At 68.1% G+C, this 24,940-nt stretch carries 27 protein-coding genes; 17 read left to right on the top strand and 10 right to left on the bottom strand.

Annotated features, from left to right (window positions below; genetic code table 11):
* Window positions 1–436: 436 nt before the first annotated feature.
* From ACZ6SD_RS14125 to ACZ6SD_RS14110, 4 genes are read right to left on the bottom strand one after another with little or no spacing between them, the layout of a single operon-like run.
* Entirely contained in the window at window positions 437–628 is a 192-nt protein-coding gene (locus ACZ6SD_RS14125; protein ID WP_465317343.1) for a DUF397 domain-containing protein, read from the bottom strand.
* An 11-nt stretch (window positions 629–639) separates the two neighbouring features.
* Window positions 640–936 (bottom strand): Scr1 family TA system antitoxin-like transcriptional regulator, encoded by a 297-nt coding sequence (locus ACZ6SD_RS14120; protein ID WP_465317342.1) that lies wholly within the window; start codon window positions 934–936, stop codon window positions 640–642.
* 55 nt (window positions 937–991) lie between these two features.
* Entirely contained in the window at window positions 992–1,192 is a 201-nt protein-coding gene (locus tag ACZ6SD_RS14115) for a DUF397 domain-containing protein (protein WP_465317341.1), read from the bottom strand.
* 4 nt (window positions 1,193–1,196) lie between these two features.
* Window positions 1,197–2,051 carry a DUF5753 domain-containing protein gene (locus ACZ6SD_RS14110; protein ID WP_465317340.1) on the bottom strand — a complete coding sequence of 285 codons (855 nt, stop codon included), beginning with the start codon at window positions 2,049–2,051 and terminating at the stop codon, window positions 1,197–1,199.
* Between the two features lie 349 nt (window positions 2,052–2,400).
* Here ACZ6SD_RS14110 and ACZ6SD_RS14105 point away from each other — a divergent pair, with 349 nt between their 5' ends.
* From ACZ6SD_RS14105 to ACZ6SD_RS14085, 5 genes are all read left to right on the top strand, one after another.
* On the top strand, window positions 2,401–2,613 hold the full coding sequence (locus ACZ6SD_RS14105; protein WP_465317339.1) for a hypothetical protein: 213 nt from the start codon (window positions 2,401–2,403) through the stop codon (window positions 2,611–2,613).
* 313 nt (window positions 2,614–2,926) lie between these two features.
* Complete coding sequence (locus ACZ6SD_RS14100) at window positions 2,927–3,277, top strand: hypothetical protein (protein WP_465317338.1); 351 nt, start codon at window positions 2,927–2,929, stop codon at window positions 3,275–3,277.
* 386 nt (window positions 3,278–3,663) lie between these two features.
* Complete coding sequence (locus ACZ6SD_RS14095) at window positions 3,664–3,819, top strand: hypothetical protein (RefSeq protein WP_465317337.1); 156 nt, start codon at window positions 3,664–3,666, stop codon at window positions 3,817–3,819.
* Window positions 3,820–4,037: 218 nt separating this feature from the next.
* Window positions 4,038–5,126, top strand: a complete 1,089-nt coding sequence (locus ACZ6SD_RS14090; RefSeq protein ID WP_465317336.1) for a JmjC domain-containing protein — start codon at window positions 4,038–4,040, stop codon at window positions 5,124–5,126.
* Window positions 5,042–5,920 (top strand): aldo/keto reductase, encoded by an 879-nt coding sequence (locus tag ACZ6SD_RS14085; RefSeq protein ID WP_465317335.1) that lies wholly within the window; start codon window positions 5,042–5,044, stop codon window positions 5,918–5,920. The genes ACZ6SD_RS14090 and ACZ6SD_RS14085 overlap by 85 nt, the downstream gene beginning before the upstream one ends.
* Here the strand turns inward: ACZ6SD_RS14085 and ACZ6SD_RS14080 are convergent.
* On the bottom strand, window positions 5,886–6,737 hold the full coding sequence (locus tag ACZ6SD_RS14080) for a phosphotransferase (RefSeq protein ID WP_465317334.1): 852 nt from the start codon (window positions 6,735–6,737) through the stop codon (window positions 5,886–5,888). The two genes, ACZ6SD_RS14085 and ACZ6SD_RS14080, sit on opposite strands and share 35 nt — an antisense overlap.
* A gap of 191 nt (window positions 6,738–6,928) precedes the next feature.
* On the opposite strand from ACZ6SD_RS14080, the gene serS reads away from it, so the two are divergent.
* Window positions 6,929–8,221 carry a serine--tRNA ligase gene (gene serS / locus ACZ6SD_RS14075; RefSeq protein ID WP_465317333.1) on the top strand — a complete coding sequence of 431 codons (1,293 nt, stop codon included), beginning with the start codon at window positions 6,929–6,931 and terminating at the stop codon, window positions 8,219–8,221.
* A 940-nt stretch (window positions 8,222–9,161) separates the two neighbouring features.
* On the opposite strand, the gene ACZ6SD_RS14070 is transcribed toward serS, so the two are convergent.
* A complete protein-coding gene (locus ACZ6SD_RS14070) occupies window positions 9,162–9,608 on the bottom strand; it encodes a hypothetical protein (RefSeq protein ID WP_465317332.1) in 447 nt (148 codons plus the stop codon).
* A gap of 341 nt (window positions 9,609–9,949) precedes the next feature.
* Between ACZ6SD_RS14070 and ACZ6SD_RS14065 the strand changes: the two genes are divergently transcribed.
* From ACZ6SD_RS14065 to ACZ6SD_RS14030, 8 genes are all read left to right on the top strand, one after another.
* A complete protein-coding gene (locus ACZ6SD_RS14065) occupies window positions 9,950–10,420 on the top strand; it encodes a hypothetical protein (RefSeq protein ID WP_465317331.1) in 471 nt (156 codons plus the stop codon).
* Window positions 10,417–10,725 (top strand): hypothetical protein, encoded by a 309-nt coding sequence (locus tag ACZ6SD_RS14060; RefSeq protein WP_465317330.1) that lies wholly within the window; start codon window positions 10,417–10,419, stop codon window positions 10,723–10,725. The genes ACZ6SD_RS14065 and ACZ6SD_RS14060 overlap by 4 nt, the downstream gene beginning before the upstream one ends.
* Entirely contained in the window at window positions 10,722–10,979 is a 258-nt protein-coding gene (locus ACZ6SD_RS14055) for a hypothetical protein (protein ID WP_465317329.1), read from the top strand. Before ACZ6SD_RS14060 ends, ACZ6SD_RS14055 begins: the two co-directional genes overlap by 4 nt.
* Before the next feature lie 17 nt (window positions 10,980–10,996).
* Window positions 10,997–11,230, top strand: coding sequence for a hypothetical protein (locus ACZ6SD_RS14050; RefSeq protein WP_465317328.1), 234 nt, complete (start codon window positions 10,997–10,999; stop codon window positions 11,228–11,230).
* A gap of 250 nt (window positions 11,231–11,480) precedes the next feature.
* Window positions 11,481–11,603, top strand: a complete 123-nt coding sequence (locus ACZ6SD_RS14045) for a hypothetical protein (protein WP_465317327.1) — start codon at window positions 11,481–11,483, stop codon at window positions 11,601–11,603.
* Window positions 11,600–12,193, top strand: coding sequence for an MT-A70 family methyltransferase (locus tag ACZ6SD_RS14040; protein ID WP_465317326.1), 594 nt, complete (start codon window positions 11,600–11,602; stop codon window positions 12,191–12,193). Before ACZ6SD_RS14045 ends, ACZ6SD_RS14040 begins: the two co-directional genes overlap by 4 nt.
* Window positions 12,186–14,339, top strand: coding sequence for a type IV secretory system conjugative DNA transfer family protein (locus tag ACZ6SD_RS14035; RefSeq protein WP_465317325.1), 2,154 nt, complete (start codon window positions 12,186–12,188; stop codon window positions 14,337–14,339). Before ACZ6SD_RS14040 ends, ACZ6SD_RS14035 begins: the two co-directional genes overlap by 8 nt.
* Window positions 14,340–14,463: 124 nt before the next feature.
* Complete coding sequence (locus tag ACZ6SD_RS14030) at window positions 14,464–15,279, top strand: replication-relaxation family protein (protein ID WP_465317324.1); 816 nt, start codon at window positions 14,464–14,466, stop codon at window positions 15,277–15,279.
* A 1,222-nt stretch (window positions 15,280–16,501) separates the two neighbouring features.
* On the opposite strand, the gene ACZ6SD_RS14025 is transcribed toward ACZ6SD_RS14030, so the two are convergent.
* Both ACZ6SD_RS14025 and ACZ6SD_RS14020 read right to left on the bottom strand, forming a co-directional pair.
* A complete protein-coding gene (locus ACZ6SD_RS14025; RefSeq protein ID WP_465317323.1) occupies window positions 16,502–17,191 on the bottom strand; it encodes a response regulator in 690 nt (229 codons plus the stop codon).
* The gene (locus ACZ6SD_RS14020) at window positions 17,188–18,474 is read right to left on the bottom strand and encodes a PspC domain-containing protein (protein WP_465317322.1); all 1,287 of its coding nucleotides are present in this window, start codon (window positions 18,472–18,474) and stop codon (window positions 17,188–17,190) included. The genes ACZ6SD_RS14025 and ACZ6SD_RS14020 overlap by 4 nt, the downstream gene beginning before the upstream one ends.
* Window positions 18,475–18,586: 112 nt before the next feature.
* Between ACZ6SD_RS14020 and ACZ6SD_RS14015 the strand changes: the two genes are divergently transcribed.
* On the top strand, window positions 18,587–19,810 hold the full coding sequence (locus ACZ6SD_RS14015) for a PspC domain-containing protein (RefSeq protein ID WP_465317321.1): 1,224 nt from the start codon (window positions 18,587–18,589) through the stop codon (window positions 19,808–19,810).
* A complete protein-coding gene (locus tag ACZ6SD_RS14010) occupies window positions 19,803–20,021 on the top strand; it encodes a hypothetical protein (RefSeq protein WP_465317431.1) in 219 nt (72 codons plus the stop codon). The genes ACZ6SD_RS14015 and ACZ6SD_RS14010 overlap by 8 nt, the downstream gene beginning before the upstream one ends.
* Before the next feature lie 61 nt (window positions 20,022–20,082).
* Here the strand turns inward: ACZ6SD_RS14010 and guaA are convergent, their stop codons facing one another.
* Window positions 20,083–21,639, bottom strand: coding sequence for a glutamine-hydrolyzing GMP synthase (guaA, locus tag ACZ6SD_RS14005; RefSeq protein ID WP_465317320.1), 1,557 nt, complete (start codon window positions 21,637–21,639; stop codon window positions 20,083–20,085).
* A 279-nt stretch (window positions 21,640–21,918) separates the two neighbouring features.
* Between guaA and ACZ6SD_RS14000 the strand changes: the two genes are divergently transcribed.
* Complete coding sequence (locus ACZ6SD_RS14000; protein ID WP_465317319.1) at window positions 21,919–23,376, top strand: aldehyde dehydrogenase family protein; 1,458 nt, start codon at window positions 21,919–21,921, stop codon at window positions 23,374–23,376.
* On the opposite strand, the gene ACZ6SD_RS13995 is transcribed toward ACZ6SD_RS14000, so the two are convergent.
* On the bottom strand, window positions 23,377–24,885 hold the full coding sequence (locus tag ACZ6SD_RS13995) for an FAD-binding oxidoreductase (RefSeq protein WP_465317430.1): 1,509 nt from the start codon (window positions 24,883–24,885) through the stop codon (window positions 23,377–23,379). It lies immediately after the preceding gene.
* Window positions 24,886–24,940: the final 55 nt, after the last annotated feature.

Here is a 24,940-nt window from a genome sequence, read left to right as displayed (position 1 = left end):
AGAGGGGAAGTCGACTGTCCCGGATCAACACGATTCTGCCCAGGCGACCTGCATGTCCCAACACTGGCCGCTGCGATCAGGAGGAGGTAAGCCGTGCCCATCCGCACGCTGGTTCTGCTCATCACCAGGTGAATCGCTAGACGTTCAACTGCGTTACTCCGGCGCATACGCCCCTGTGAAACTCGCGCCACTGCCACGATCCCCGCAGTTGGGGAGGCGGAGGATGGCCTGTGCGCCGTGATGGGAACGCGCCCTTAGCCTGTCTCGCTGACACGGCAACGGTGGCACAGCGGCCACAGACAGTCCAAGCCGAAGGTGACGGGATCGGCCAACCGCTGGGACGCGCGTAGCGAAGTCACCAGCCGCGATGCACCTATCACCCCCGCGACGGACGAGCCACTCGCCAGCGACTCCGAAGGCCCTCGCCCGACCGTCTTCACGACCTTGCAGTGGCCCGTAGCCTGTCCCACGCAGGTCCCGGCAGCACGAGGGCGCCACCGGCCGGGTTCTTGGAGTCCCGGATGGCGGACCAGCTCCCGCCCACGGCGACCTCAACGCACTGCCCGCCGTTGTCCTCGCTGCGGCGGCTCTTCCGCCAGGTGACGCGGGAGAGGTCTGGGGTGGTCATGCTGGCTCGTTTCAGAGTTGGCGCTGGTACTCGTCAGCGAGGGCGTGAACGAGGTCCAGGGACTCAACCTGCCCCAACGCAGCCGCCGACAAGCGGTTCCACAGCGCATTGTAAGCCCGGACCGGGTCCGGTTCATCCAAGTAGGCCGCATCCGTGTAGTCCTCCAGGTAGACCACGTCGCTGCTGGCGTCATGGTCAAACCGCAGGACGGTGAACCCGAACGAGGCCGGGCCCGTTCCAGTGGGGCGCCGACGCCCCCACCCGTACGAGGGGGTGGGGGCGTTGACACGTCCGGTTTGAGTCAGCACCAGCTCACGAGGTCATCGAGATGGCTTCTGACCAGCCAAGACGCCGGGCCTGCGATCATCCACGCTTCGTTCCCGCGAGAAACGCCGCGAACGCGGCGGGCGGGAAGATCAGCGCCGGTCCTTCCGGGCTCTTGCTGTCCCGAACGGCAGTGCCCACCTTGACGTGCGCCATCTCGACGCACTGAGCGCCGCCGCCATTCGAGCGGCTGCTCTTGCGCCACCGTGCACCCTCAAGGGTGGTGGCCTTGCTCCACATGGCTCTACTCCTTGCTGTCTGTGCGGTCAGCGATCCTGCCGTCAAGTATCGCCTTTGATTCCACCTCGGACGCTGCCAGACCCCAGGCTTGTTCAAACGCGGTCACGTACGGCGCTGACGCCTTGATGTAGTCGGACCGGGTCAGGGACTCGACGTAGGCCAGGGTCTTCGCCTCGACGTCCAGCAGCGTGAACGGGCAGACCAGCGCGGGCACGACTCCGCTGGTGGTGGACTTGGTCAGCAGGCGGAAGGCGACATTCGGCATCTCCGCCACCTCGCGGAGGTGCACGAGCTGGCGGCGGAGCACGTCCGGCCCGCCGTTCGAGCGGTCGAGCGCGTCCTCACCGAGAACGATCTGCATTTCCGGGCCGTCCGGCCGCACGATCCGCGCCCCGCGGTCGGCCCGTTGCTGGGCGAAGCCGGGCAGGTCGGAAGCGGCGATGACCGGCGAGAGCGATAGCGCCGCGTAGGCGAAGTCGAAGGTCTGGAGCAAGCCGGGGATCTCGTTGTAGACCATCTTCAGCTTCTGAGCGCGTCGCTCCAGTGAAACGTACTGCCGAGTGACGCTGAGGGTCTTCTTCGGCTTCGACCGTCGTCGCGCGATCACCGCGAGCGCGCGCAGCTTCCCGGCCGTCTCGGAGTCAGGCCGGTACCGATCGAGCATCCAGGCTTCATCGGACGCCTTCGGAGCGATCTCACCGATCTCGATCTTCGACAGCCGTCCGGCGTAGCCGCCAAGGGCCTCCTCGGCCTCGGCGTACTTGACCTGGGCAGTCTCACGAAGCTGACGAGCCAGCTCGCCGAACTGGAGTCGAGCGATCACAGGATCGAAGTCCTCATCGGGCTGCCCTCGCATCATGCACGGCAGTGTGCCGCACGCCGCCCACCAGTCGCCCGGTCCACCCGGCCCGGGAAGAGGGAATGTAAGTCTTTCACCCATTTGGACCATCCGTAGATTTACTTTCTGCTTTACTCTCAAGATGCGGAGCTGGGGGCAGCGATCCGAAAGCCCAGCTCAGCAAGCCGACGGGGAGCCCCAGGCCCCTAGCCCGAGGGCTCCTCGTCGGCCCGCGTGGCGAGTGAGGCCCAGTCGTCGTCACGGCCCCGCGAGTCCCCTTAGGCAGCGGAGCGGGATCGGTGCCCGAGAGCCCCGCCAGGGCCGCTACCCGGTCCCGTTCCGTGTTCAACTGTGAGGAAGGTGAGTCGAGATGATGGGTGTCGTGACCACGGCGCTCGGCGCCCTGGTTGTCTTCGCTCTCGTTCTCCTTGGGCGCCTCATCCATGCCTCCCGCGGCTGCGCGACGTGCGCGATTTTCTGCGAGCAGCGCTGGGTGCTCGATCCCCTCCTGCGCGGCGTGCGACTACTCCTGCGCTCGTGGCGCTCCGATGCGCCGCCCGGCCGGAAGGCGGCCCGGCGGTGACCACCTATCCGCCTAGGCCCTGCGTCGGGCGCTTCTCGACTTCGGGATCAGGCTGCCCCGGCTGTCCGGGTTGCGCGCCTGCGTCCGGCGCGGGCACACCGACAGCCAGCGACGAATCTCAAACCGACGTCACACAGCGGATGTGGGGGCGGCCTGACCCCCATCACGGAGGCGCTCCCGACCGCTGTGTGTTTCCCCAGGGTGCGACGAGCGTGCGACGAGACCCCCACGTCGCCGCGCACCCTGACCGGACCCGCACGGCCGACGCGACCCCCATGTCGTGCGGGTCCGGCCCCAACGTGGGAGGTGGAAAGTGACGACCATGGCCGCACAAGTCGCGCGCCTCCGGGGGCATGGCTTCCAGGTGCTACCGCTGACCGGCTCGTCTCATCTCATCACCGGCCTGCATCTACATCGCTTCACGCGCAATCGCCGCTACCTTGACACGGTGGTGATTCGGGCCGACGCCTTCACCATCGCGGCGCGACTGCCCAACATTTACCACCCCACCCGGCCCATGAGCGGCCATCGTGCGGCCTGGTCGTGTCATGGCGAACTGACCAAAGTTGTCGACGCTTTTCTCACGCGGTACTACCAGTCTGATGAAGAGCCAACCCAATCGCGCTTCGTTTGCCATCTCGACTCCACTTTGCAACGGGTATAACCATGACGCGAACTCAGGCCGGGTGGCTTCCCGGCTACTTCACGAGCAACCGGCTCCACTGGTCCCCGACTGGCGTGCCGTCTCGCCTCCGATTCAAGGGCACGCCAATCTTCTGGGCGGCCTGTGGCGCACCCGCCGCTCTGACGGAAGGCAAACCCGGCGGCGCACGATGCCGTCAATGCGAAACCAGGATCGCTCATTACGAAGGGGCGATCACCCAGATGGCCGTAGCCGGGAACGCCTAGGTTGCGGTTGCCTTGAGCAGACGAACCAGAGGGGAGGTGGTTTAAACCCCCAAAACTAGACTCACTACAAAGGCGTGACTCACCTAGCGCCATACGCCACCACCGTTTCACACACTTATCCTAAAGAAGAAAGGATCTACCGTGACAATTGCTACCGCAGCCGTCGTTGCCGAGCCGTTGGTGCTGGCCGTTGAGCACCTGTCCCAGGTGCACGACCGCTATGACGCCGTGCACTCCGACCAGACCGGCACGTCCCTGGGGGACGACGGCGAGGCCGCCGACAAGGGCGACTACTAGAGGCCGTCGTCGTCCATCACCATCCGTTAGACCATAACGTCTAATCACTCCGGCACGGCGCTGCCTTTTATTTCAAGGAAACGGGTATGGACCACGCTCTCGTAGATGGAATACAGAAGGCTTTCGGATGGGCCGGGCCGGAGAAGTTGGGTGTTGAGTTCGTGCGCGGAGCCCTGCCTGACCCGGGGCTCTGCGCACGTCTTCTCTCCCCCAGTCGCTTGCTCGACCTCGTGATGCGCCGGAGCCTGTCATCACCCCAGTTGCGCATCTTTCAAAGCGGCGAAGCGATTCACCCCGGCCGGTTCATTGATGACCGTGTCAACCGGCGCGGCCAGAACGTCCGCGTGGCCAACATGCGCCGCCTCGCGGACCTTCTCCAGACCGGCTGCACCCTGGTGTTGGATCAGGCCGACTTCTTCGACCCGACGCTGGAAGTCGCTTGCCGCGCCTTACAGTGGTGGACGCACGAACTGGTTCAGGTCAATACCTACTTGACCACTCAGGCCGCCGATGGCTTTCCCTTGCACTGGGACGACCACGAAGTCCTCGTCGTGCAGCTCGCGGGAGACAAAGACTGGGAGGTGCGCGGCTCCTCCCGAACGGCGCCGATGTACCGCGACGCGGAGTTCAACCAAACACCGCCCGATGAGGTCATCTGGCAGGGCACCTTGCGGGCGGGCGATGTCATGCACATTCCCCGGGGCTTCTGGCATCGCGCCAGTCGTGTCGACCGCTCAGATGGTTTCAGTTTGCACTCCACCTTCGGCATCTCCAAGCGGACCGGCGTGCACTGGTTGAGCTGGCTGGCTGACAACGCCCGGAGCCAGGAACTGTTTCGACGTGACCTGGGCCGCGGCAGCGACGCCGATTCTCAGATCCGCGAGCTGGTTGAGGCGGCGGCCGGGCTCGCGGTGACCTCTCCACCGCAGGACTTTCTCCGCGCCCGCGAGGCCGAGTACGGGGCAGCCCGCCATGTGCCCGCGCTGGACATCCTCGGCCCGCCGCAGTCCGTGGTCTGCGTGTCCGACTTCCCGCCCCGGATTGAACATCACGACGGCGCGATCGAGGTCTCCGTCTCTGGCCGGAGGCTCCGTTTCGCCGCCGCCGCGAGCCCCGCCCTGACGGCGCTGTTGTCAGGCAACCCGGTCCAGCTGGACGAAATCGAGATCGCCACCGGACTTGGCATCGCCCCCTTGACCGACGTCCTACTTGAGGAGCAGATTTGCGCGCCGCTCACCCCGGAATTGTCCTCGGGCTACACCGGTCTCGTCACCCCCGCGACCTTTTCGCCACCGCTCACCGCCTAGGCGTTCGCGCCCTGGACACCGCCTTCAACTACCTCAGGTTCACCTCACATCAGGCCATTCGCCAGCACGCCGCGGATCTCCTGTCGGACTTCACCATCTCCACCAAGGTGGGCTTCTTCCCTGACGGCAACGGGCGTGCGATCCACGACCTTGCCCCTCGTCGGCTCGGCGAGGCCGTCGAACGATGCGCGCACGACCTCGGCCAAGCCCCCGCGGTCGTGTTGCTGCACAACCCCGAACAATCCCTTACCGGTATCGCCCCCACCCTCGCTCAAGACCGGTTGGCGGCGGCCTGCGCCGCCCTGCAGGACGCCGCCAGTCAGGGGCTCGCCGCGTCCTGGGGTATCTCCACTTGGCAACCAGGCCCGCTCCTCGATGCGTGCGCCGTGATGCGGCCAGCGGAACGACCGCGCCCCGACGTCCTCATGGTCCGCGCCGGACTCATGGTCGGCAGCTCGGTCCTGGACGCGAACGAGACCCTGGCTGATCTCCTCGGCGCAGGTGAACGCTGGGGCATGAGTCCCTTCGGCGGCAGACCGGCCGACCCCGTATGGGACCAGATCGACAGCGGTCTGTTCATCGCCGAAGGCCAGCGGTACTCGCAGCGGCAGGCGGCGTTCCGCGTCGCGGCTGAACTCCCGCCCGTCGACCGGATCGTCGTCGGCACAGATGACCCCCACCACCTCGCGGAACTGGTGGCGGGGGTCACGCTGCGGCCGGACTGGTCAAGCGTCCACGCCTACCGGGAGCAGTTGGCCGTCAAAGCCGCGCGGGCTCAGCCGCCAGTGCCCTGACGAGGCGCTCGGCTTCTCTCGTCGCGGGCTCGACCAACGGGCCGGGCGCCGGCTTGTTCCGGCCCAAGCGAATCGCGTTCGAGCAGAGCAACAACTGGGCGAGCAGGCCAGACCGTGATTGCAGGTCAGCCGCGAACTCGCGCTGCACTCGCTCGGCCACCGCGGGCACCCGAAGCGAGTGCCCCCACAAGCTCGCCGCATCCAGCCCCCGAGGCCCAACGCCCCAACTCTCCCAATCGAGCACCTGACAATCGGGCGCGGTCAGATTGCCCCAATGCAAATCACCATGCGCCGTCGTCCACTCCGTGATCGTGGTATCCGCCACCCGATCACCGAACACCTGGTTAATACGCTTCGACAGATGCTCTTGCGCCATGGCCGTACGGGTTGTCCGCTGCTGCGACAGCGCCGCTACCGAAGTCGTCAGGTGCCCCCACCACTCATCCGTCAGGTCCGGCTCCGAGGCGATGACACCGCTACCCTCTACCGCACGCGATTGGACCCGCTCGCTCTCATCGGCTCGCCAAACAACCCCGCGTTCGTTATCCAGCCAGCGATACGACCGGAGCAACGCGGGCTTTCGCACGCCGTCAAGAACCGAGGCCAACTCGGCCCCCACCCACGCGGCGCCCGCCCTGTCCGGCGCGCGCCAGGCGAGATGGACCCACGTTCCGCGGTCGGTTGGAAAGCCGACCGTCGCGCCCTGCGTGCCATAAGCAATACCCGCCCGATCGAGCACCACGCCAAGCGTGCGCTCAACCTGGTCAAGAACGTCATCGTAGTTCTGAGTCCGAAGGCTATAGCCGTTGAAGTCCATCTGCCAATCGTAGCGAAATCGGATCGCTGGCACACTTACGGGAAGCAGACCCCGGGTAAAAAGCCCACTCTCTATGCCGATAGAATAGTTGAAGCATCCTGTGGGATACCGCCCGTGACAATGCCAGCGGCCGGAATGACACGGTCCCGATAGGCTGTCAACCTCTCGCGTCAACCCAAGGATGAGTGGCGATGCACGACCCTCGTGTTCTGCTTGACCCCGCGACTGACGCCGTCCGCAAGCTGGCCCGGCGCGGCTACTCGCTCGATGTCGAACGGCTCGGCAAGCTGGTCAGTCAACGCAGCGCCGCCATCCAGGAAACGGACACCGCCCGCGCCGAGTCCAAGCGCGTCGCGGGCGAGGTGCAGGCGGCGAGCAAGGCCAAGCAGGACGTCTCCCAGTTGGTGGAGCGGGCTCGCACCCTCAAGGCCCAGATCGCCGAGGGCGAGCAGAACCTGCAGCAGATCGAGGACGAGCTGCGGGAGTTTGTGCTCGGTGTGCCCAATCTGCCGGAGGACCGCTGCCCGGACGGCGACTCGGAAGACTTCGCCGTCGAGGTGCGCACTTGGGGCGCCCCGCCCGCCTTCGACTTCACGCCGCTGGATCACGTCGACCTGGGCGAGCGGTTCGGCATCTTCGACTTCGCCCGCGCCACCAAGCTGTCCGGCCCGCGCTTCGCCGTCGTCAAGGGGGTGGGCGCTCAGCTGGAGCGGGCCATCGCCCAGCTGTTTTTGAACCTGCACACCCAGCGCCACGGCTACACCGAGTTCTCCCTCCCGGCCCTGGTCACGCGCGCCACCATGACCGGCACCGGCCAGCTGCCGAAGTTCGAGGAAGACCTGTTCAAGACCGGCGTCGGCGAGCGGGAGCTGTTCCTGACCCCGACCGCCGAAGTGCCGCTGACGAACCTGCACGCGGGTGAAACGCTGCCCGCCGAAAGCCTGCCGCTGGCCTACACCGCCTGGACGCCGTGCTTCCGCTCCGAGGCCGGCTCGTACGGCCGTGACACCCGCGGCCTGATCCGTCAGCACCAGTTCTCCAAGGTGGAGATGGTCCGCTTCTGCGACCCGGAGCGCTCCAGCGACGAACTGGAAGTCATGCTCAGCCAGGCCGAAGCCTGCTTGCAGGAACTGGGCCTGGCCTACCGGGTCGTGGCGCTGGCGGCCGGAGACATCAGCTTCGCCGCCCAGTTCACCTACGACGTCGAAGTGTGGCTGCCCAGCCAGCAGCGCTACCGCGAGATCTCCAGCGTGTCGGACTGCTCGACCTTCCAAGCCCGCCGGGCGGGTATCCGCACCAAGCGCAAGGACGGCCAGCGCGGCTTCGCCGCCACCCTCAACGGCTCCGGCCTGCCCATCGGGCGCACGCTGGTGGCGCTGCTAGAACAAGGCCAGCAAGCGGACGGCTCGGTGATCCTGCCGCCCGCTCTGGCCCCGCTGCTCGGCTACAGCCGCATCAACCCCGACGGCACCACCAGCGCATGAGGGTTGGCGTCTGCGACTTCCCTTCGGCCTACAGCTTCCGCCCGCGCTCGGATCGGGTCCTGCGCCGCCTGGCGCCTCCGTGAGGAGTTCGCGCGGGCCAACCCCGCCGGTGGCCGCCCACCCAAGCACAGCGCCCGTCTTTACGGCACCGCGACCGCGCAGGGTGTGGAACCAGCTGCATCCCCGGTTGACCGTAGGCTCGCACCAGGGAGATCAGTGGGCCGAAACAGTTGGGCTAAATACGCTAAATCCTTACTGCAAGGGCAGGTAATAAAAAACGCCCAACCACTAACAGGTTAGGCGTACAAGTTTCGATCTGGCTATTGCTACTGGACCCTACGCCACAGGCTTCTACTTAACGCCTCGATATAGCGATCCCTATAGAAACGATTAAACGTGTCTGGCTTAATTCCCTGAATCTCGCTAGCACGTTGTACGCGAGCCGAAAGTGAAGTCTCGCGCGCGGCATCACCGTCAGCCAGGCCATACAGATTCCTTAGAATCGCACCAACCGGACGCCAGTAATCCTTATCTATCACTTCAAGGCTCTCACGGATAACGGCCTCAGCTCGCACGGCTCGCCGTTCCAGCGGCTCCGCGGCGTGGGGCAAAGTTAGAGCTTCTGCCAGCTCTGGCGCTCGCTTCTGGAGCGCATCAGCTGTCGCGCCGTAATGCATGAGCTGTCGTAGTCGGACAAAAAGCCAATCAACCGACAACGGTTCGCTTACTTCCTTTCTTGACAATTAAATCTCATCCTCAGTTAAGTAGCCGCCATCGCGCATCACAAGTCGTCACGCGCGAGCTGGGCCGCTTAAGAAAGCGGGAGGTAGATGTGCAAGAAAGTGGAGGCATTATATAGCAGTCAGCATCGCTGATCAATAGCTCTTAACACAAGGAAAAACCCGCGATACCTGCTGGCTTCGCGGGTGCAGTTCTGCGTCTAGCGGGAGATTTCGAAAATACGACCATGGATAGCTTTGGCCAACGCCTCGATGTAGCGGTCTTGATAGAACCGCTGAAAAGTTGCCGGTTGGCGTTCCAACGCTCTAGCGGCAAGCTTGCGCCTTCGCGCTAGAGGAGCGCCCTTGACACCCTTTGCTTCAGCAAGGCCAAATAACAGAAGTAGAGCCTCACCTACCTCTAAATAGTAGTCGGGTTTCAGACTTACGATAGCTTGACGGATGTCGTTTTCGACCTTGATCGCACGCTCAAACAAGTCTGCACTGCTACCCGGATATATTTCATCTATTAATCGTGGCGCAGTGTGCTTGATTTCTTCTGCGAGCGCACCACTTTGGAGCAATAGTGCAAGCTGGCCAACGATCCAGTCCGCAGTAACCGAACCCGGCCAGGTTGCAGCTAACTCCCTCTGCTTCCTCGCGCCCATCTAACCAACAGCGACAATCGAGCGCGTTGCCCGAAAGTTTTAGTCCGCATATCCGTATCACCACCCTTCCTTACTAGGTCCGCTGTCATGCGGGGATTGGAGTCAAGATCGTTTCCCGGAAACCACCTCCGATCAGGTCACGGAGCCGATGTGCTCCAAGTCACACAACAAGGATACGGCCTACCTCGGCAAGTGGCTAGGGCCCCTGACCAGCGGTTTTGCGGGACTTGTTACATCGTCGCCCACAAACTTCCTTACCGATCAACCCCGATCTACTGATGACGAGAGCACCAGCTCTCAACGGGCCGATGGTCGGCTCGGGACAACGCGGAGGAGTGGCAGTGACCAGCACCGAGAGACGGGCGCAGGACGACGGCGAGCTGTGGCGCGGGCTGGCCCAGTTCGCGCGTGTGAGCGTGCCTGACGGCGTGGAGTACGCCGAGGTCGTGCTCAGCGAGTGGCTGAACGACCACGCGGAGGATGCGGACTACCTCATCTACGTGCAGACGTGGGGGTCGTGGGCGTTGACCAAGGCGGTTAACCATCTGCGCTCGGGTGTGTGGCCCAGCTCTGACGACGACTCGGATGGGGTCGCCTTGGGGCCTGCGCCGGAGCTGGACGACGAGTCGCACCACTTCATCAGGCGCGCCAGCGGGGAGGCGTGGCTCGCTCACGCGCTCGCGGTGGCGAACAAGATCGAAAAGGCATCCGGCGGCGACCCGAACGCGGTCAAGTTCGTGGCGAAGCTCCGGACCTTCTACACGAACGCATACGACGGTCTGGGGCTCGGGAATCTTGGAGGTGCAGCGTGAGGAACGAGATCGTCCCCGCTCGGGGGACAGCGGTTGGGTTCAACTTGGTGTCCGGTCGGCGGCCACCGCGCGCCGTTCAGGCCGCGATGGACGACGAGTTGGCGCAGGGGCTGGTCAGCGCGGCCCGGGTGGAGGCGGCGGCTTGGGTCGCCCAAGAGAGTATGTCTCGGCTGGCCATGCTGGCAGCCCTGGAGCAGCGGCAGGCCGCCGCCGACCCGATTCGGGCGGAGCAGTACGCCGCACTGGTTGACGACTTCATGGTGATCGCGCGTCAGTCGGTGCGGCGGCTGGGTGGTCGGTCATGACGGGGTGGGTGGGTACCGCGGTCATGGTGCTCGCGGTCATCGGCGGCCTGACCGTGCTCGGTGCCAGCTTGATCGGCCTGGAGTACCTGGCCACCTTGCAGGACCGGTGGCGACGGCGCTGGCCGTCGCGGCGAGAGATGCTGCTGGCGGATTGGGTCGCGCTGCGCCAGTGGGGCCGCATGGCCATCCGGCACTGGCGCGACACCTCGGCCTTGCTCGACCGGGCCGAGCGTGACCAGGCTCGGGGTGAGTAGCGGCCATGCGGCCCGAGATGTTGACGTTTCTGGGTCGGGCGCTGACGGTGTTGGGCGGCCTGCTGCTGGTCGGCATCGTGGTGCGCCTGGTCGTGGCGGTGCTGGAACCGGTCTTGCCGGTGTTCCTCATGGCCGGACTCGGCCAGGGGTGGACGACGCTGTACGACATCGTGTCGCCCGCGGCGGGCCCCATCATGGCGCTCGTCATCCTGACAGCGCTGTGCTGGGTCATCGTCGGACGGCGGCGGTAGCCATGGCGGACCGAGAGCGGCGAAGTGCCGTCGACAGTTTGGTCATTTTGACCATGGCGGCCATCGGGATAGTCGTGCTTCAGCCAGTGGCCCAGGCGCTCGTGCCCGTGCTGCTGCTGGGCGTCATTCTGGCGGCGCTCTGGCGCGCGGCTACCCGGCGGCCCTAGGCGGCTCAAGCCGCACGTTCACCTATTCGAAGATCAGGAAATCAAGAAGGAGGCGTCATGTGTCAAGACGAACGAGGAAGCAGATGGTCGGCAAGATCGAGGATTACGAACGAGCCCAGCGCGCGCGGGAACACCAGGCTCTGATTGAGAGTCTGCGGCGCGAGTGGTGGCAGAGTCTGTTGGAAGAGCAGGCGTTGAACCGATGACTCTTCAGCCTTACCGAACGATTCTGGCCGATCCGCCCTGGGGTTTGCCCAGCCAAAGCGGCAGACGTGGGGCCAGCCACCACTACCCCCTCATGCCACTCGCTGACATCCGCGCTCTCCGCGTGGATCGCTTGGCGGCGCCGGATGCGCACCTGTGGCTGTGGGTGACGAATCATGACTGGCGCGAGCAGGTCACCGTCATGGAGGCGTGGGGGTTCACCTACAAAAGCTGCCTCACCTGGATCAAGCCCTACTTCCGACTGGGGCACTACCTACGCAACCAGACCGAACATCTGCTGCTCGGCGTGCGGGGCCACGCCCCGATTCAGTTCCGCAGCCAGGGCAGTTGGTTCTACGCCCCACTCCAAGAGCACAGCCACAAGCCGGAAGAGCAGTACGCCATAATCGAGCGCTGCTCACCAGGCCCGTACCTGGAGCTGTTCGCGCGGCGCACGCGGCCGGGCTGGCACGCCTGGGGCAACGAAGTGCCGTGTGACGTGTCGTTGGATGCCGGCTCGGCGCAGGCGCCCGCGGCGGACGGAGCTGACGGGCCGGGTCACGCAGCCAGTCGGAAGCCTCGTCATGCCTGAGACATGCTGGTTTGAGGCCTTCCCACCCCGCAGGACCGACCTAGGCGACATCACCAGCATGATCCGAGTGCTGGCCAACCGGCCCCGCCAGGGGCTGTGGCGGTTGCAGCCCACCGTCGTTTTTGAACTGTGGCTGTCGGCCGACCGGGTGCGCTGGCTGGTGGGAACCGAACCCATCATCGCCCGGACGCTGCCGACTGAACTGAGCGCGCAGCTGCCGGATCTGGCGCTTGCGCCCGTGGAAGCGCCGCAGCGGCCTGCGCCTACTACAGCGCGCGAGCTTCGGACCACCAGTATGGCTTTCCCGCTGCGGCTGGATGTGGCTTCCGGGGTGACGGCCGGGCTGCTCAGCGTCCGGGAGCACCTGCACCACAGTGAGGCCGTGGTGGTGCAGTGGGTCGTCGGGCCCAGCTACCGGCCGTCCGGTGTGCCGCCCCGTCAAACCCCGCTTGACCTGCTCGGCTTCACCACACCGCGGCCACCGGACAGCGAGGAGCGCGGGGCTTGGAAACGCAAGGTGGGCGAACCCCTGTTCGGCGTCCGCGGTCGAGTCGGGGCTGTCACCGCTGACCCACGCCGGGGCGGTGAACTGCTCCGTCCGGCCGTATCGGCGCTGGCCTTGGTGAGCGGGGCGCGCGCCCGGCTGTACGCCACCCCGCCGTCGAGCCGCACGGCTCACCAACTTCACCACGTCATGAGCGGCACACGAAGTTGGTCCGGCGTCACCAACGCCGCAGAACTGGCCGCTCTCGTCGGCTGGTGCCTGGCCGATCTGGACGCCCCCGGCCTACCGAGTGGGTTCGCGCCGCCTCCGGCCGGACTGCTGGGAGACCACCCGGATGCCCGCCCCCTGGGGCGCAGCGTCCACCCGGCGACGCATGGCGTTGTCATGGGAATGCCACCGCCCAGCTACGCCGCCCACTGCCACCTGATCGGGCCGACCAACACCGGCAAGTCCACGCTGCTGGCTCACTGGATCTTGAGCGAGGCCGCCGCCGGGCGCAGCGTGGTCGTGATCGAGCCCAAGGGCGACTTGGTGAACGACGTGGTGGCGCGGCTGCCGCAACAGCGGCTGGGCGATGTGGCGGTGATCGACCCCGGCGCGATTGGACCGGTCATCGGCATCAACCCCCTGGCGGGCGACCACGATGACGCCGAGCGCCGCGCCGACAGCGTGCTGGGCCTCATGCGCTCGGTCTTCGGTAGCGCCATCGGCCCCCGCAGCGCCGACGTGCTGTTGCACGCCCTGATCATGGCGGCCCGCCTGGACGACGGCGCTCTGACCGATGTGCCGGTGCTGCTGACGAACCCGGTCTTTCGCCGCCAGGCGGCCGCCAAGGTCAGTGATCCGCTGGTCATCGGCCCGTGGCTGGCCTGGTTCGACAACCTGTCAGATGCCGAGCGCGGCCAAGTCGTAGCGCCCATCGGCAACAAGCTGCGTCCCTGGACCTCGCGGCCCGCGCTGCGGCATCTGCTCGGTCAGGCCCGGCCCCGCTTCGACCTGTCCGCGATCTTCACCCGGCCGACCGTGCTGTTGGTCAACCTCAACGCGGGCGTGATCGGCGCGGAAACGGCCGACCTGATGGGCGGCTTACTGCTGGGCCAACTCTGGGAGGCGATCCAACGCCAAACCAGCTTGCCCGCCCGCGAGCGGCCCCTGGTGCCCGTGGTGATCGACGAGTGGCAGCGGTTCACGGCTGGGCTCGACTTCGCCGACGTGCTCGCCCGCAGTCGCGGGGCCAACGTGCCCATCACGGTGGCGCACCAACATCTCGGACAGCTCGACGATGATCTTAAGGCCGCCGTGCTAGCCAATGTCGGTAGTCGTGTCACGCTGCGGGCCGCCTCCGGCGATGGCCGGGCCCTGGCCCGCATGCTCGGTACACCCGTGACAGCTGAGGCCCTGGAACAGCTCCCGGCGTACCACGCCGTCGCGCGGGTGCTGGTCGACGGCACCCCCAGTCGGGCGTTCGAGATCGCCACCGCGCCGCTGCCCGCGCCAACACTGAACCCGGCCGCGGTGCGCCGGGGCAGTGCCGGGCGGTTCGGCCAAGACCCGACCGCCATCGACGCGGCCCTGCTGGCCCGGTGGGCTGGTCAGGCTCCCCCGGATACGCCCGTCGGCGCCCGGCGGAAGCGCCCATGAACCGCTCGCACCCACTCCGAGCAGTCGCCGGTCGCCGGGCCAGTCGGCTCAGACGCACAGCGCCCCGACCTGCACAAACCACGGATAGACGCCCCCGACGCTCTGGCGCTCATGGTGGTACCCAATGAGCGGCCGAGGACGCGCCCGCTGGCTGGCTGGTCGGCTCAGCTCCCGCGATCTGGCCATTCTGGCTTCGCTGCGCACGGCGCGGCTGGCCACCGGCCAGCAGCTCCGGCGGCTGCACTTCTCGGACGGCCCCCTCGCCACCCGCACCCGCAAGACCCGCGGCGTTATGCAGCGACTGACCGCTCAACAGCTCGTCGTGCGGCTGCGCCGCCGCATCGGCGGCGTCCGTGCCGGCAGCCAGGGCTTCGTTTACGGCCTGAGCGGACTCGGCCAGGCCGTTCTCGATCTAGACCAGCCACCGAGGCGGCACCGCCGCGTGGCCGAGACCAAACCGGCCTTCGTCACGCACACCTTGGCCGTCACCGAACTGTGGGTAGAACTGGCCGAACGAGCGGCGGCCGGGCCGGATAGCCTGCGTGAGTTCACCGCCGAGCCGCGCTGTTGGCGCCGGTTCAGCGGCGTCGCCGGTCAGGTTGTCACCCTCAAACCCGACGCCTACGCGCGTCTGGACGTGGGCGACTACGAGATCCGGGCGTTCATCGAGCTGGATCTCGACACCGAGAGCCTGCCAACCATCACCCGCAAGCTGGCCGTCTACCTGGCGTACTGGCGCAGCGGCCAGGAACAGCAGCGCCACGGCATCTTTCCCAGGGTCTGGTGGCTCGTACCAACGCCCGCCCGCCGCGACGGGCTCGCCCGAACCATCGCCCGGCTGCCACAGGAAGGGCGCGACCTGTTCACGGTCTGCCTCATCAACGAGGCCGCCGAACTCCTCAACCAACTACCAACTGAAGGTGACGCCCCTACCGCTTAACCGTATCGTGATCGGCGATGCGTGCCGCGCCCTGTAAGCAGTTACACCACCAAGACGGGGTATTCACCCTCCTGAGCCTGTGGGGCGGTAAAAGCGGTTACGGCCAGTGCGTTTCCGAACCCTCAAGCCGGTCACAGGGCGGGGTGACAGGGCCGAAGCACCAAGTGAACGGCCCAAAAGGCCCGTGCCTGAAGACAACCTCCGGCACGGGCCTCCTCCTGGCTGATGGCGATCTCGTGTTCCGGTCTTGTCGACCTACGGAGAGAGTAGGTACCGGCAGAGCCATGCGAGCAGCCCGGCCGTCACCCGGGCGGTCGGGCTGTCACTCGTCCATGTGAGGACGAGGGCAGCTCCCTCTGTCGCGGTGAGAGCTAGTCGTGCACGGCTCCCGCCATCGTTGTCAGGGTCATCGGTCGAGGCCGCTGGCGCATCGGTGTTGTCCACAGCAATCTTTATCTTTCGTGTCGGGGACTACTTGTGCTCTTGGTGCACGCACGCACAGATCCAGAATCTGCGCGCGGTTATCAAGGGGCGTGTAGTTGCCACCCGAGCAAGGAACAGAGCGAGACTTCGCCTAACCGAACGAACACCAGTAGATGACGCAGCCGCGCCGCCACACCTCTCGGCAAGCCGACCATCTGGTGCAGCGATGCCTCATCCGCGACACACACAGGGGCAGCGGTTCTTGGTGGGAGACCCACTTTGGGGGCTGGCCGCGCGCGGGCTTCGAGCGCCTCAGAGGCTCGGCTGGAGCCGTCTCCGCGCCTCTTGCCGGGGCCTCGGAGCGCGACATACCTGACCCGAGCCAAACCGGGCCTCAGATCGTCAAGCCAGCTCGGCAACCCCGAAGCGAGGTAGACTCACCAGCGCGGGTGGATACCGCCTTCCACGCTCCTACGAAGGAAGATCGCCGTGTGAAAGACGGGTGGGATGCCTACGGCCTCACACGCGCGGAGCCAGCTTAGCGATCTTCCTTCTCCCCCGAAGAAACCACTCCACCCCATCGAGCACCTGGCAGCGTTAGGTGCCGCTTGGCAGGAACGTGAGTTCGCTGTTTGGCGCATGGGGCACTTGGCGGCGTTAAGGTGCGGCTGGCAGGAGCTTGGGTTCGCTGGTCCGTTCTCATCGGGCAGTTGGCGGGGGTGGTGGGCCTGGCGGGCGGGGGTGGCCGGGTGCGGTCGGGCAGGCTGGTTCGGCTGATTCGGCTAGCGCGGCCTAGTGGTTAGACAAGCCTGCGGTCGGAGGCCCAGCGGGAGAGTTCGTAGCGGTTGGAGAGTTGGGTTTTGCGTAGGACGCTGCTGACGTGGGTTTCCACCGTTTTCACCGAGATGAACAGTTCCGCGGCGATCTCTTTGTAGGCGTAACCGCGGGCCAGGAGGCGTAGGACGTCCCGTTCTCGGGGGGTCAGCAGGTCCAACTCCGGGTCGCTGATGGGGGCTGCGCCTGGGCGGTCGGCGAAAGCGTCCAGGACGAAACCGGCTAGGCGGGGGGAGAAGACCGCGTCGCCTTCGGATACTCGGAGGACTGCTGTGGCCAGGTCTTGGCTGGAGATTGTTTTGGTGACGTAGCCTCGGGCACCTGCTCGGATCACGGCGATGACGTCTTCTGCGGCGTCGGAGACCGAGAGGGCCAGGAAGACGACTTCGGGTTGGGACTTGCGGGCCTGGCGTAGGACCTCCGCGCCGCCGCCGTCGGGCATGTGAACGTCCAGGAGGACGACGTCCGGTTTGAGGTGGTTGATGCCCGCAACGGCCTCGCCGACCGTGCCCGCTTCGCCGATGACTTCGATGTCGTCGGTGATGGTGTCCAATTCGGCGCGGACGCCCGCGCGGAACATGCTGTGGTCGTCCACCAAGTAGACCCGGACGGGGGGCTTGGGGGTGGTGGGGTGGGCGTCCGTGTTTTCCGTCATGAGGTCACTTTCGTGCGGGGCATGTGCAGTTGCACTTCGGTGCCGTCGCCGGGGGCCGTGCGCAGGCGGATCTCGCCGCCGTGGCGTTCCATGCGGCCTCGGATGGAGTCGGCCAGGCCGTGGCGGTCCTGGGGCACGGTGTCGGGGTCGAAGCCCTTGCCCCGGTCGCGGACGAACACGGTGACCCTCTCCTCCTCCACCTCACCGTAGACCGAGACCTCGGCTACCCCGGCGTGCTTGGCGGCGTTGACCATAGCTTCCCGCGCGGCCATCACCACGGCCATGAGTCGCTCGTCCACCTCGCAGTCGCCGACGACGACATGCTGGACCTTGATGGCGAAAGTGTCCTCCACCTCGCCAGACGCGCGGGCCAGGGCCTCGGACAAGACCCCGGCCGCCGGGCCATCGGGGAGGGCGCGACCGTAGCCGGACGGGCCGTACAGCCAACTCCGCAACTGGCGCTCCTGGCCCCGGGCCAGCCGCAGGACCTCGCGAGGGGCCTCAGCCTGCTTCTGGATCAGCGCGAGGGTCTGCAAAACCGAGTCGTGCAGGTGGGCGGCGATCTCGGCGCGCTCCTCCGTGCGGATGCGCGCGCGGCGCTCCTCGCCGAGATCGCGGACAAGGCGCAGCCACCAGGGGACGGTCAGCACGGCCACGCCGACCAGAGCGGCCAGGACCGCCAGCAGGGCGAACTGCACCTGGTCGAGGCCGATGCTGCTGATCAGGAAGATCGTGATGCCGGTGGCGACCAGCGCCGCGCCGCTGAGCACGCGGATGACCGCGGCCCGGCCGCCGCCGCCGAGCACCGCGCCGGTGACCCGCCGCCGCTGCGACTGGTCGGCTTCCCGCCACACCAGGGCCGCGCCTACCAGTGCCACGGTAAGAGCGCCCGCGACCCAGCCGCTTACCGCGCCCGACAGTGTTCCCGCGCCCACGGTAAGCCCGGTGCCGAGCGCGACGAGGCCGAAGGCCTGCTGGCGCTCCTTGCGGGAGATGCCCGGAGCCGACTCGTCCACCGGCGCCTGCGGGGCGAAGATCCACAGCAGGCCGTAGGCCACGACCCCGGCTCCGCCGAGCGCGGCGAGCAGGGCGAAGGCGATGCGGACCCACAGCACGTCCAGGCCGAGGTGGTCGGCGAGGCCGCCCGCGACCCCCGCGACGGCGCGGCCGGACCGGCGCCGGTACAGGGTCGGCTGTGCCCGTTCCGCGCTCACCGCTGTGGTCTGTGCCCGCTCGATGTCCGCCTCCGCCGACGGCAGGTGCTCCCCGACTGCTGCTTCCACACCAGAATGCTCACACGGCGACCACCGCGCCACATCGGGGAACGACCCTGAGCGGGAAGTCAGGGTCGTTCCCCGATGCAGACGGCCCCGCCGCGGAGTGATGCTGGGAAACGTGAGTGGCACATCGATGAACAACGCGCTGGGCGTGGAGGACACGCTCAAGGACTTCTGGGCGACCCGCCCTCGACGGCCCCGGCGGGGCCGCAAGATCGCGGGCGTCGCGGCGGCCATCGGCAACCGCTATGGCATGGACCCGCTGGTGGTGCGGGTCGCGTTCGTGGTCGCGACCTTCTACAGCGGGGCCGGGCTGCTGTTCTACCTGCTGGGCTGGCTGTTCCTCGCCGAGGAAGGCGACGAAGCCGCACCGGCGGAGGCGCTGCACGGCAAGGGCAGGAGCTCCACCTCGACACCGTTCACGATCGCGCTGTGCCTCGCGCTGATCCCGGCGTTCGGCGTCTTCTTCGACCGCACGCTCAGCGGCTGGCTCGGGCTCGCGGTGGTGTTCGGCCTGCTTTTCCTGCTGCACCGCAGCCGCGGCCACCTGGGCACACCACCCCAGGCGCCGAACTCGGCCGAAGCCCCGACCGTGGCCATGGCGACCCCGGTCGACGAGCACGGGCAGCGCACGACCCCGCCCGCGTGGGACCCGCTCGGCGCCGCGCCGTTCGCCTGGGACCTGCCAGAGCCCGGCGGGCCCGCGCCCGACCCGGAGCCGCCCGCGCCGCGCAACCGGTCCCGGGTCGGCGTGATCACCCTGGCCGCGGTGTTCCTGACCATCGGCGGGGCGGTGCTGGCCGAGCCCTACCTCGGCTGGATCAGCCCGCGGCACGTCATCGGCCTGGTCCTGGCCATCCTCGGCCTCGGCTTGGTCGCCGGGTCGTTCGTCCGCGGCGGGCGCGGCCTGATCGGGCTCGCGATGCCGCTGGCCGCCCTGGGCATCGCGCTGACACTGGTCTGGCCCGACGGGTTCTCCACCAGGGGCATCGGCGACATCAACGAACGCCCCACCGCCCTCGACCAGGTGCGCTACGAGTACCAGCGCGACATCGGCTCGATCAACCTGGACCTCACCGCGCTTCCCGCGAGCGGCTTCGTCAAAACCAGCGCCCGGCTGGACGTGGGCGACGTGACCGTGATCGTGCCGCGCGAGGCCGACGTCACGGTGCGCTGCGCCGCGGGCATCGGCAGCGTGAGCTGCCTCGGCCAGGAGGTGGACGGCCCCGGCTCCGACGCGACCAGGACCAACGACCTCGGCCCCGATGGGGCGGGCGGTCTCTCACTGGCCCTCGACGTCGAGGTCAACGGGCCCGGAAGCGTGGAGGTGCGCCGTGGCTGAGCACGACGAGACCAAGGTGGAACGCAAGCGGCCCGACTTCCTGACCATGTTCGCCGGGATCGCGACCCTGTTCGTGTCGGCCTACGTGCTGACCGACGGCCGGATCTGGCTGCCGATGCTGGACCCGAGGTGGCTGGTCGCGGGCGGGGCCGTGGTGGTGGGCCTGCTGCTGCTGGCGTCCTCGATGCGGGGGAAGGGAAAGCGCGAGTAGCTCCCTTCGCCGCTCACGTCGAACGGCCCGGTCACCACGCGGTGACCGGGCCGTTCTCGCGCTATTCCCACTCGATGGTGCCCGGGGGCTTGCTGGTCACGTCGAGGACGACGCGGTTCACCTCGGCGACCTCGTTGGTGATCCGGGTCGAGATCCGCTCCAAGACGTCGTAGGGCAGCCGGGTCCAGTCGGCGGTCATGGCGTCCTCGCTGGACACCGGCCGCAGGACTACCGGGTGACCGTACGTCCTGCCGTCGCCCTGGACGCCGACACTGCGGACGTCGGCGAGCAGGACCACCGGGCACTGCCAGATGTCACGGTCGAGACCCGCCGCGGTCAGCTCCTCGCGGGCGATGGCGTCGGCGGCGCGCAGGATTTCCAGCCGGGCGGCGTTGACCTCGCCGATGATCCGGATGCCCAGGCCGGGGCCGGGGAACGGCTGCCGGTGCACGATCGTCTCCGGCAGGCCCAGTTCCAGCCCGACCCGGCGCACCTCGTCCTTGAACAGCGCGCGCAGCGGCTCGACCAGCTCGAACTCCAGATCGTCCGGCAGGCCGCCGACGTTGTGGTGGCTCTTGATGTTCGCCGCGCCGGTCCCGCCGCCGGACTCCACCACGTCGGGGTAGAGCGTGCCCTGGACCAGGAAGCGGTACTTCTCGCCCGCCTCGGCCTGCAGGTCGAGTTCGGCCTGCTCGAACACGCGGATGAACTCGCGGCCGATGATCTTGCGCTTCTCCTCCGGGTCGGTCACGCCTGCCAGCGCGGCCATGAAGCGCTCGCGGGCGTCGACGGTGACCAGGCGGACACCGGTCGCGGACACGTAGTCCCGCTCCACCTGGGCGCGCTCACCGGCGCGCAAGAGGCCGTGGTCTACGAAGACGCAGGTAAGCCTGTCGCCGATCGCACGCTGCACCAACGCCGCCGCGACAGCGGAGTCGACGCCACCGGAGAGACCGCAGATGGCCTTGCCGTCGCCCACCTGCGCGCGAATCCGCTCGACCTGCTCGTCCACGATCGACGCGGTAGTCCATTGTGGACGGATACCGGCGATGTCGTGCAGGAAGCGGCGCAGGACCTCTTGACCGTGCGGAGAGTGCGCCACCTCCGGGTGGTACTGCACGCCAGCGAACCGACGCTCAGTGTCCTCGAACGCCGCGACCGGCGCGCCTTCCGACGACGCGGTGACCGCGAAGCCTTCCGGTGCCTTGGTGACGCAGTCGCCGTGGCTCATCCACACCGGGTGACGGCCCGGCAACCCGTCGTGCAGGACACCCGCGCCAGCGCCGAGGTCGGTGCGGCCGTACTCGCGGGTGCCGGTGTGCTCGACGGTGCCGCCGAGCGCCCGCGCCATCGCCTGGAAGCCGTAGCAGATGCCGAAAACCGGCACCCCGGCCGCGAACAGGGCCGGGTCGACGGCGGGCGCGCCCTCGGCGTAGACGCTTGCCGGGCCGCCGGAAAGCACGATCGCGGCGGGGTCTTTGGCCATGATCTCCGCGACGGTCGCGGTGTGCGGCACGACCTCGGAGTAGACCTGCGCCTCACGCACGCGGCGGGCGATCAACTGGGCGTACTGCGCGCCGTAGTCCACCACGAGGACCGGGCGGTTCTGTTCTGTCATCGGGCCCTTCACCTTCCGTGGGCGCCGGAAGCCGGAGCGCGAGAGGGCTGCCGCACGGGACACCTTCTCGGCACACAGCAGTCCAGCACTGTGCGCCGACCGGTCCCTCCCTGGGTTTCTCTCCCGGAGATGCCTGCCTGCGCACCTGTCGCGCAGGTTTTCCGTGACGCTCGAACCAGACCCGCGCGAACGCGGCGGAACCCTAGTCACCATCGTCGGTCAGCCACCGCCATCGTAACCGGACGCGCCCACGCCGCATTTCGGGCATACGGTTGAGGCATGACCGAAGAAGAAGACGCCGTGGTGGCCAAACCCCGCCCGTTCTGGGTGGCGGGCAGGCCGGAGAGCAGCGCGAACACCTTCGACGTCCGGCATCCCTACGACGGCACCGATGTGGCGACCGTCTCAACGCCGACGCCGGAGCAGGTCGAGCGCGCGGTCGCTTCGGCAGCGGCCGTGGCCAAGGAGTTCCGGTCCTCGCCCGCGCACCTGCGCGCGGCGGCCCTGGACCACGTGTCCGCGACGCTGGCCGCGCGGGCGGAGGAGATCGCCGAGACGATCACCGCGGAGAACGGCAAGCCGCTGAAGTGGGCCGAGATCGAGGTCGCCCGCGCGACGTCGACGTTCCGGTTCGCCGCGGAAGAGGCCCGCCGGTTCGTCGGCGACCTGCAACGCCTGGACACCGACGCGAACGGCGAGGGCAGGCTGGCGGTCATCCGGCGGCGGCCGCGCGGGCCGGTGCTGGCCGTGGCGCCGTTCAACTTCCCGCTCAACCTGGTGGCGCACAAGGTCGCGCCCGCGCTGGCGGTCGGCGCCCCGGTGATCGTCAAACCGGCGTCGGCGACCCCGCTCTCCGCGCTGCTGCTCGGTGAGATCCTGGCCGAGACCGACCTGCCCGCTGGCGCGTTCTCAGTGCTGCCGGTGCGCGGGTCGGCGATGTCGTCGCTGGTCGAGGACCCGCGGCTGCCGGTGATCTCGTTCACCGGGTCGACCGGGGTCGGCTGGGGGCTGATGGACGCCGCGCCGCGCAAGCACGTGGTGATGGAACTGGGCAGCAACAGCGCGGCCATCGTCTGTCCTGATTGGACGGACCTGGACCACGCGGCGCGGCGGATCGCGACGTTCGGCAACTACCAGGCCGGGCAGTCCTGCATCGCGGTGCAGCGCGTCGTCGTGCACCGCGAGGTGGCCGAGGACTTCGTGCCGCGACTGGTCGCCGCGGTCCAGTCCCTGCGCACTGGCGACCCGCACGACCCGGCGGTCGACGTGGGCCCGCTGATCGATGAGGACAACGCCAAGCGGGTCGAGACCTGGATCGCGGAGGCCGCCGCCGCGGGCGCCCGGGTCCTGACCGGCGGCGACCGCTCCGGCACGACTGTCGCCCCCACGGTCCTGGCCGACGTTCCCGCCGAGGCGAAGGTGTCGTGCGAGGAGGTGTTCGGCCCGGTCCTGGTGGTGTCGGTCGTGGATTCGGTCGACGAGGCGTTCGAGGTGGCCAACAGCACCGAGTTCGGCTTGCAGGCGGGGGTGTTCACCCACGATCTGCGGGTGGCGTTCCGCGCGGCGGCGGAACTGGAGGTGGGCGGCGTGGTCATCGGAGACGTGCCATCGTTCCGGGCCGACCAGATGCCCTACGGCGGGGTCAAGGGCTCGGGCACGGGCCGCGAGGGCGTGCGGTCGGCGATGGACGACTTCACCGAGGAGCAGACGATGGTGTTGTCGGGGCTGGACCTGTGATCACATGCGGTGGACGGACTGGGCGAAGGTGAACACCCGGTCCGGGTCATAGCGGCGGGCGGTGGCGCCGAGTCGGCTGACGTTCCCGCCGTAGTAGGCGATGCTCCAGCCGGGCATGGCGGCCTCGATGTAGTTGACGTAGCCGCCGCGTGCCCCGACGCCGACCAACGCGTCCCGCACCTCGGCGACGGCGCGGGCGGCCGCGGCCTGACTGTCCACAGTGGTCTTCTGGTAGATCTGCGCGGTCGCCAGCGCCTGCCGGTGCGGGAACGCGGTCGCGGCCGGGTCGACGCGGGCAACGGCGCCGCCGAGGGGGTCGAGCAGCAGTTCCATGTCGGTGCGGCCGTCGAGCAGCGCGACCAGGGCGGCCGGGTCCTGGACCGGCTCGGGCAACACCCGCGACGAGGCGACGAACGCCTCCCTCGGCAGCTTCTCCGGCGTGCACTGCGCGATCGGCCGCTGCGCGCAGCCGGTGAAGAACCGCATGGCGTCGAGGTAGCCGCGCTGCCGCACATCCCGCCGGGTGGGCCGCACCCCGGCGCGGGCGAACAGCTTGTCCAGCAACGGGTTCAGCGCGGCCTGCGACCCCACGAAGCACCCGCTCATCCCGCACCGCACCGGCGATCCGCCGCTGAGGCCGACGTTCGCCCACAGCTCGTCCGGCATGCCCGCCACCCACTCCTGCCAGGCCCCGACGACGGCAGGCGCGGCCCCGGCGGGGAAGCCGAGTTGGAAAAGGGTGAGGTCGGGCGCGGGCTCGGTCGCGAACGTGAACGACGTGGTGATGCCGAAGTTGCCCCCGCCGCCGCCGCGCAGCGCCCAGTACAGGTCGGGCTCGCTGGTCTCCGACGCCGTGCGCACCACCCCGTCGGCGGTGACGACCTGGGCGGACAGCAGCCGGTCGCAGGTCAGCCCGTACTTGCGGGTGAGCACCCCGATCCCGCCGCCCAGCGTCAGCCCGGCGATCCCCACCGTCGGGCAGGTCCCGGCGGGCAGGCACCGCCCCGCCGCCGCGAGGGCCGCGTAGACGTCGATCAGCCGCGCCCCGGCCCCCACGACGGCCGTGCCGTCCGGCCGCACCTCGACTGCCGACATCCCCCGCAGGTCCACCACGACCCCGCCATCGGGCGCGGAGTACCCGGCGTAGCTGTGCCCGCCCCCACGCGCCGCGACGGGCAGGTGGGTGGCCCGCGCCACCTCGACACACGCCTGCACGTGCTCGACAGTTCCGCAACCGGCCACCGCGACCGGCGACCGCCCGTCGTAGAGCTGGTTGAACGACCGCCGGACCCGGTCCCACTCCGCGTCCCCCGGCTGCCACAGCCCGCCGCCGAGCCGCGCCCGCAACCCGTTCCAGTCCGGCGGAGCAGCCCCCGGCGCGCTCCTTGTCGACGGCACGGCCACACTGCTCCCCGGTGTCTCGCGCGGACCAGGCGACCCGGTGCACGAGGCCGCGACGGCGGCCGCCGCCCCGACCCCGGTCGCCCGCAGAAAGGATCTTCTGCTGATCAAGCCCCGGACCTCCCACCCGCGTGGACTCGATCTCGCCGTCCCGGGAGACCGT

It is taken from the genome of Actinokineospora sp. NPDC051303, assembly GCF_055586285.1.
Note: the sequence above shows the minus strand (reverse complement) of the source record. Positions and strands in the feature narration are given on the sequence as shown.

Bases quoted from the DNA above. Each gene is read 5' to 3' on its own strand.
- ACZ6SD_RS14125 (WP_465317343.1), bottom strand. From the start codon at position 628: ATGACCACCCCAGACCTCTCCCGCGTCACCTGGCGGAAGAGCCGCCGC.
- ACZ6SD_RS14115 (WP_465317341.1), bottom strand. From the start codon at position 1,192: ATGTGGAGCAAGGCCACCACCCTTGAGGGTGCACGGTGGCGCAAGAGC.
- ACZ6SD_RS14110 (WP_465317340.1), bottom strand. From the start codon at position 2,051: ATGATGCGAGGGCAGCCCGATGAGGACTTCGATCCTGTGATCGCTCGA.
- ACZ6SD_RS14105 (WP_465317339.1), top strand. From the start codon at position 2,401: ATGATGGGTGTCGTGACCACGGCGCTCGGCGCCCTGGTTGTCTTCGCT.
- ACZ6SD_RS14080 (WP_465317334.1), bottom strand. From the start codon at position 6,737: ATGGACTTCAACGGCTATAGCCTTCGGACTCAGAACTACGATGACGTT.
- serS (WP_465317333.1), top strand. From the start codon at position 6,929: ATGCACGACCCTCGTGTTCTGCTTGACCCCGCGACTGACGCCGTCCGC.
- ACZ6SD_RS14070 (WP_465317332.1), bottom strand. From the start codon at position 9,608: ATGGGCGCGAGGAAGCAGAGGGAGTTAGCTGCAACCTGGCCGGGTTCG.
- ACZ6SD_RS14055 (WP_465317329.1), top strand. From the start codon at position 10,722: ATGACGGGGTGGGTGGGTACCGCGGTCATGGTGCTCGCGGTCATCGGC.
- ACZ6SD_RS14050 (WP_465317328.1), top strand. From the start codon at position 10,997: ATGTTGACGTTTCTGGGTCGGGCGCTGACGGTGTTGGGCGGCCTGCTG.
- ACZ6SD_RS14045 (WP_465317327.1), top strand. From the start codon at position 11,481: ATGGTCGGCAAGATCGAGGATTACGAACGAGCCCAGCGCGCGCGGGAA.
- ACZ6SD_RS14040 (WP_465317326.1), top strand. From the start codon at position 11,600: ATGACTCTTCAGCCTTACCGAACGATTCTGGCCGATCCGCCCTGGGGT.
- ACZ6SD_RS14035 (WP_465317325.1), top strand. From the start codon at position 12,186: ATGCCTGAGACATGCTGGTTTGAGGCCTTCCCACCCCGCAGGACCGAC.
- ACZ6SD_RS14030 (WP_465317324.1), top strand. From the start codon at position 14,464: ATGAGCGGCCGAGGACGCGCCCGCTGGCTGGCTGGTCGGCTCAGCTCC.
- ACZ6SD_RS14025 (WP_465317323.1), bottom strand. From the start codon at position 17,191: ATGACGGAAAACACGGACGCCCACCCCACCACCCCCAAGCCCCCCGTC.
- guaA (WP_465317320.1), bottom strand. From the start codon at position 21,639: ATGACAGAACAGAACCGCCCGGTCCTCGTGGTGGACTACGGCGCGCAG.
- ACZ6SD_RS14000 (WP_465317319.1), top strand. From the start codon at position 21,919: ATGACCGAAGAAGAAGACGCCGTGGTGGCCAAACCCCGCCCGTTCTGG.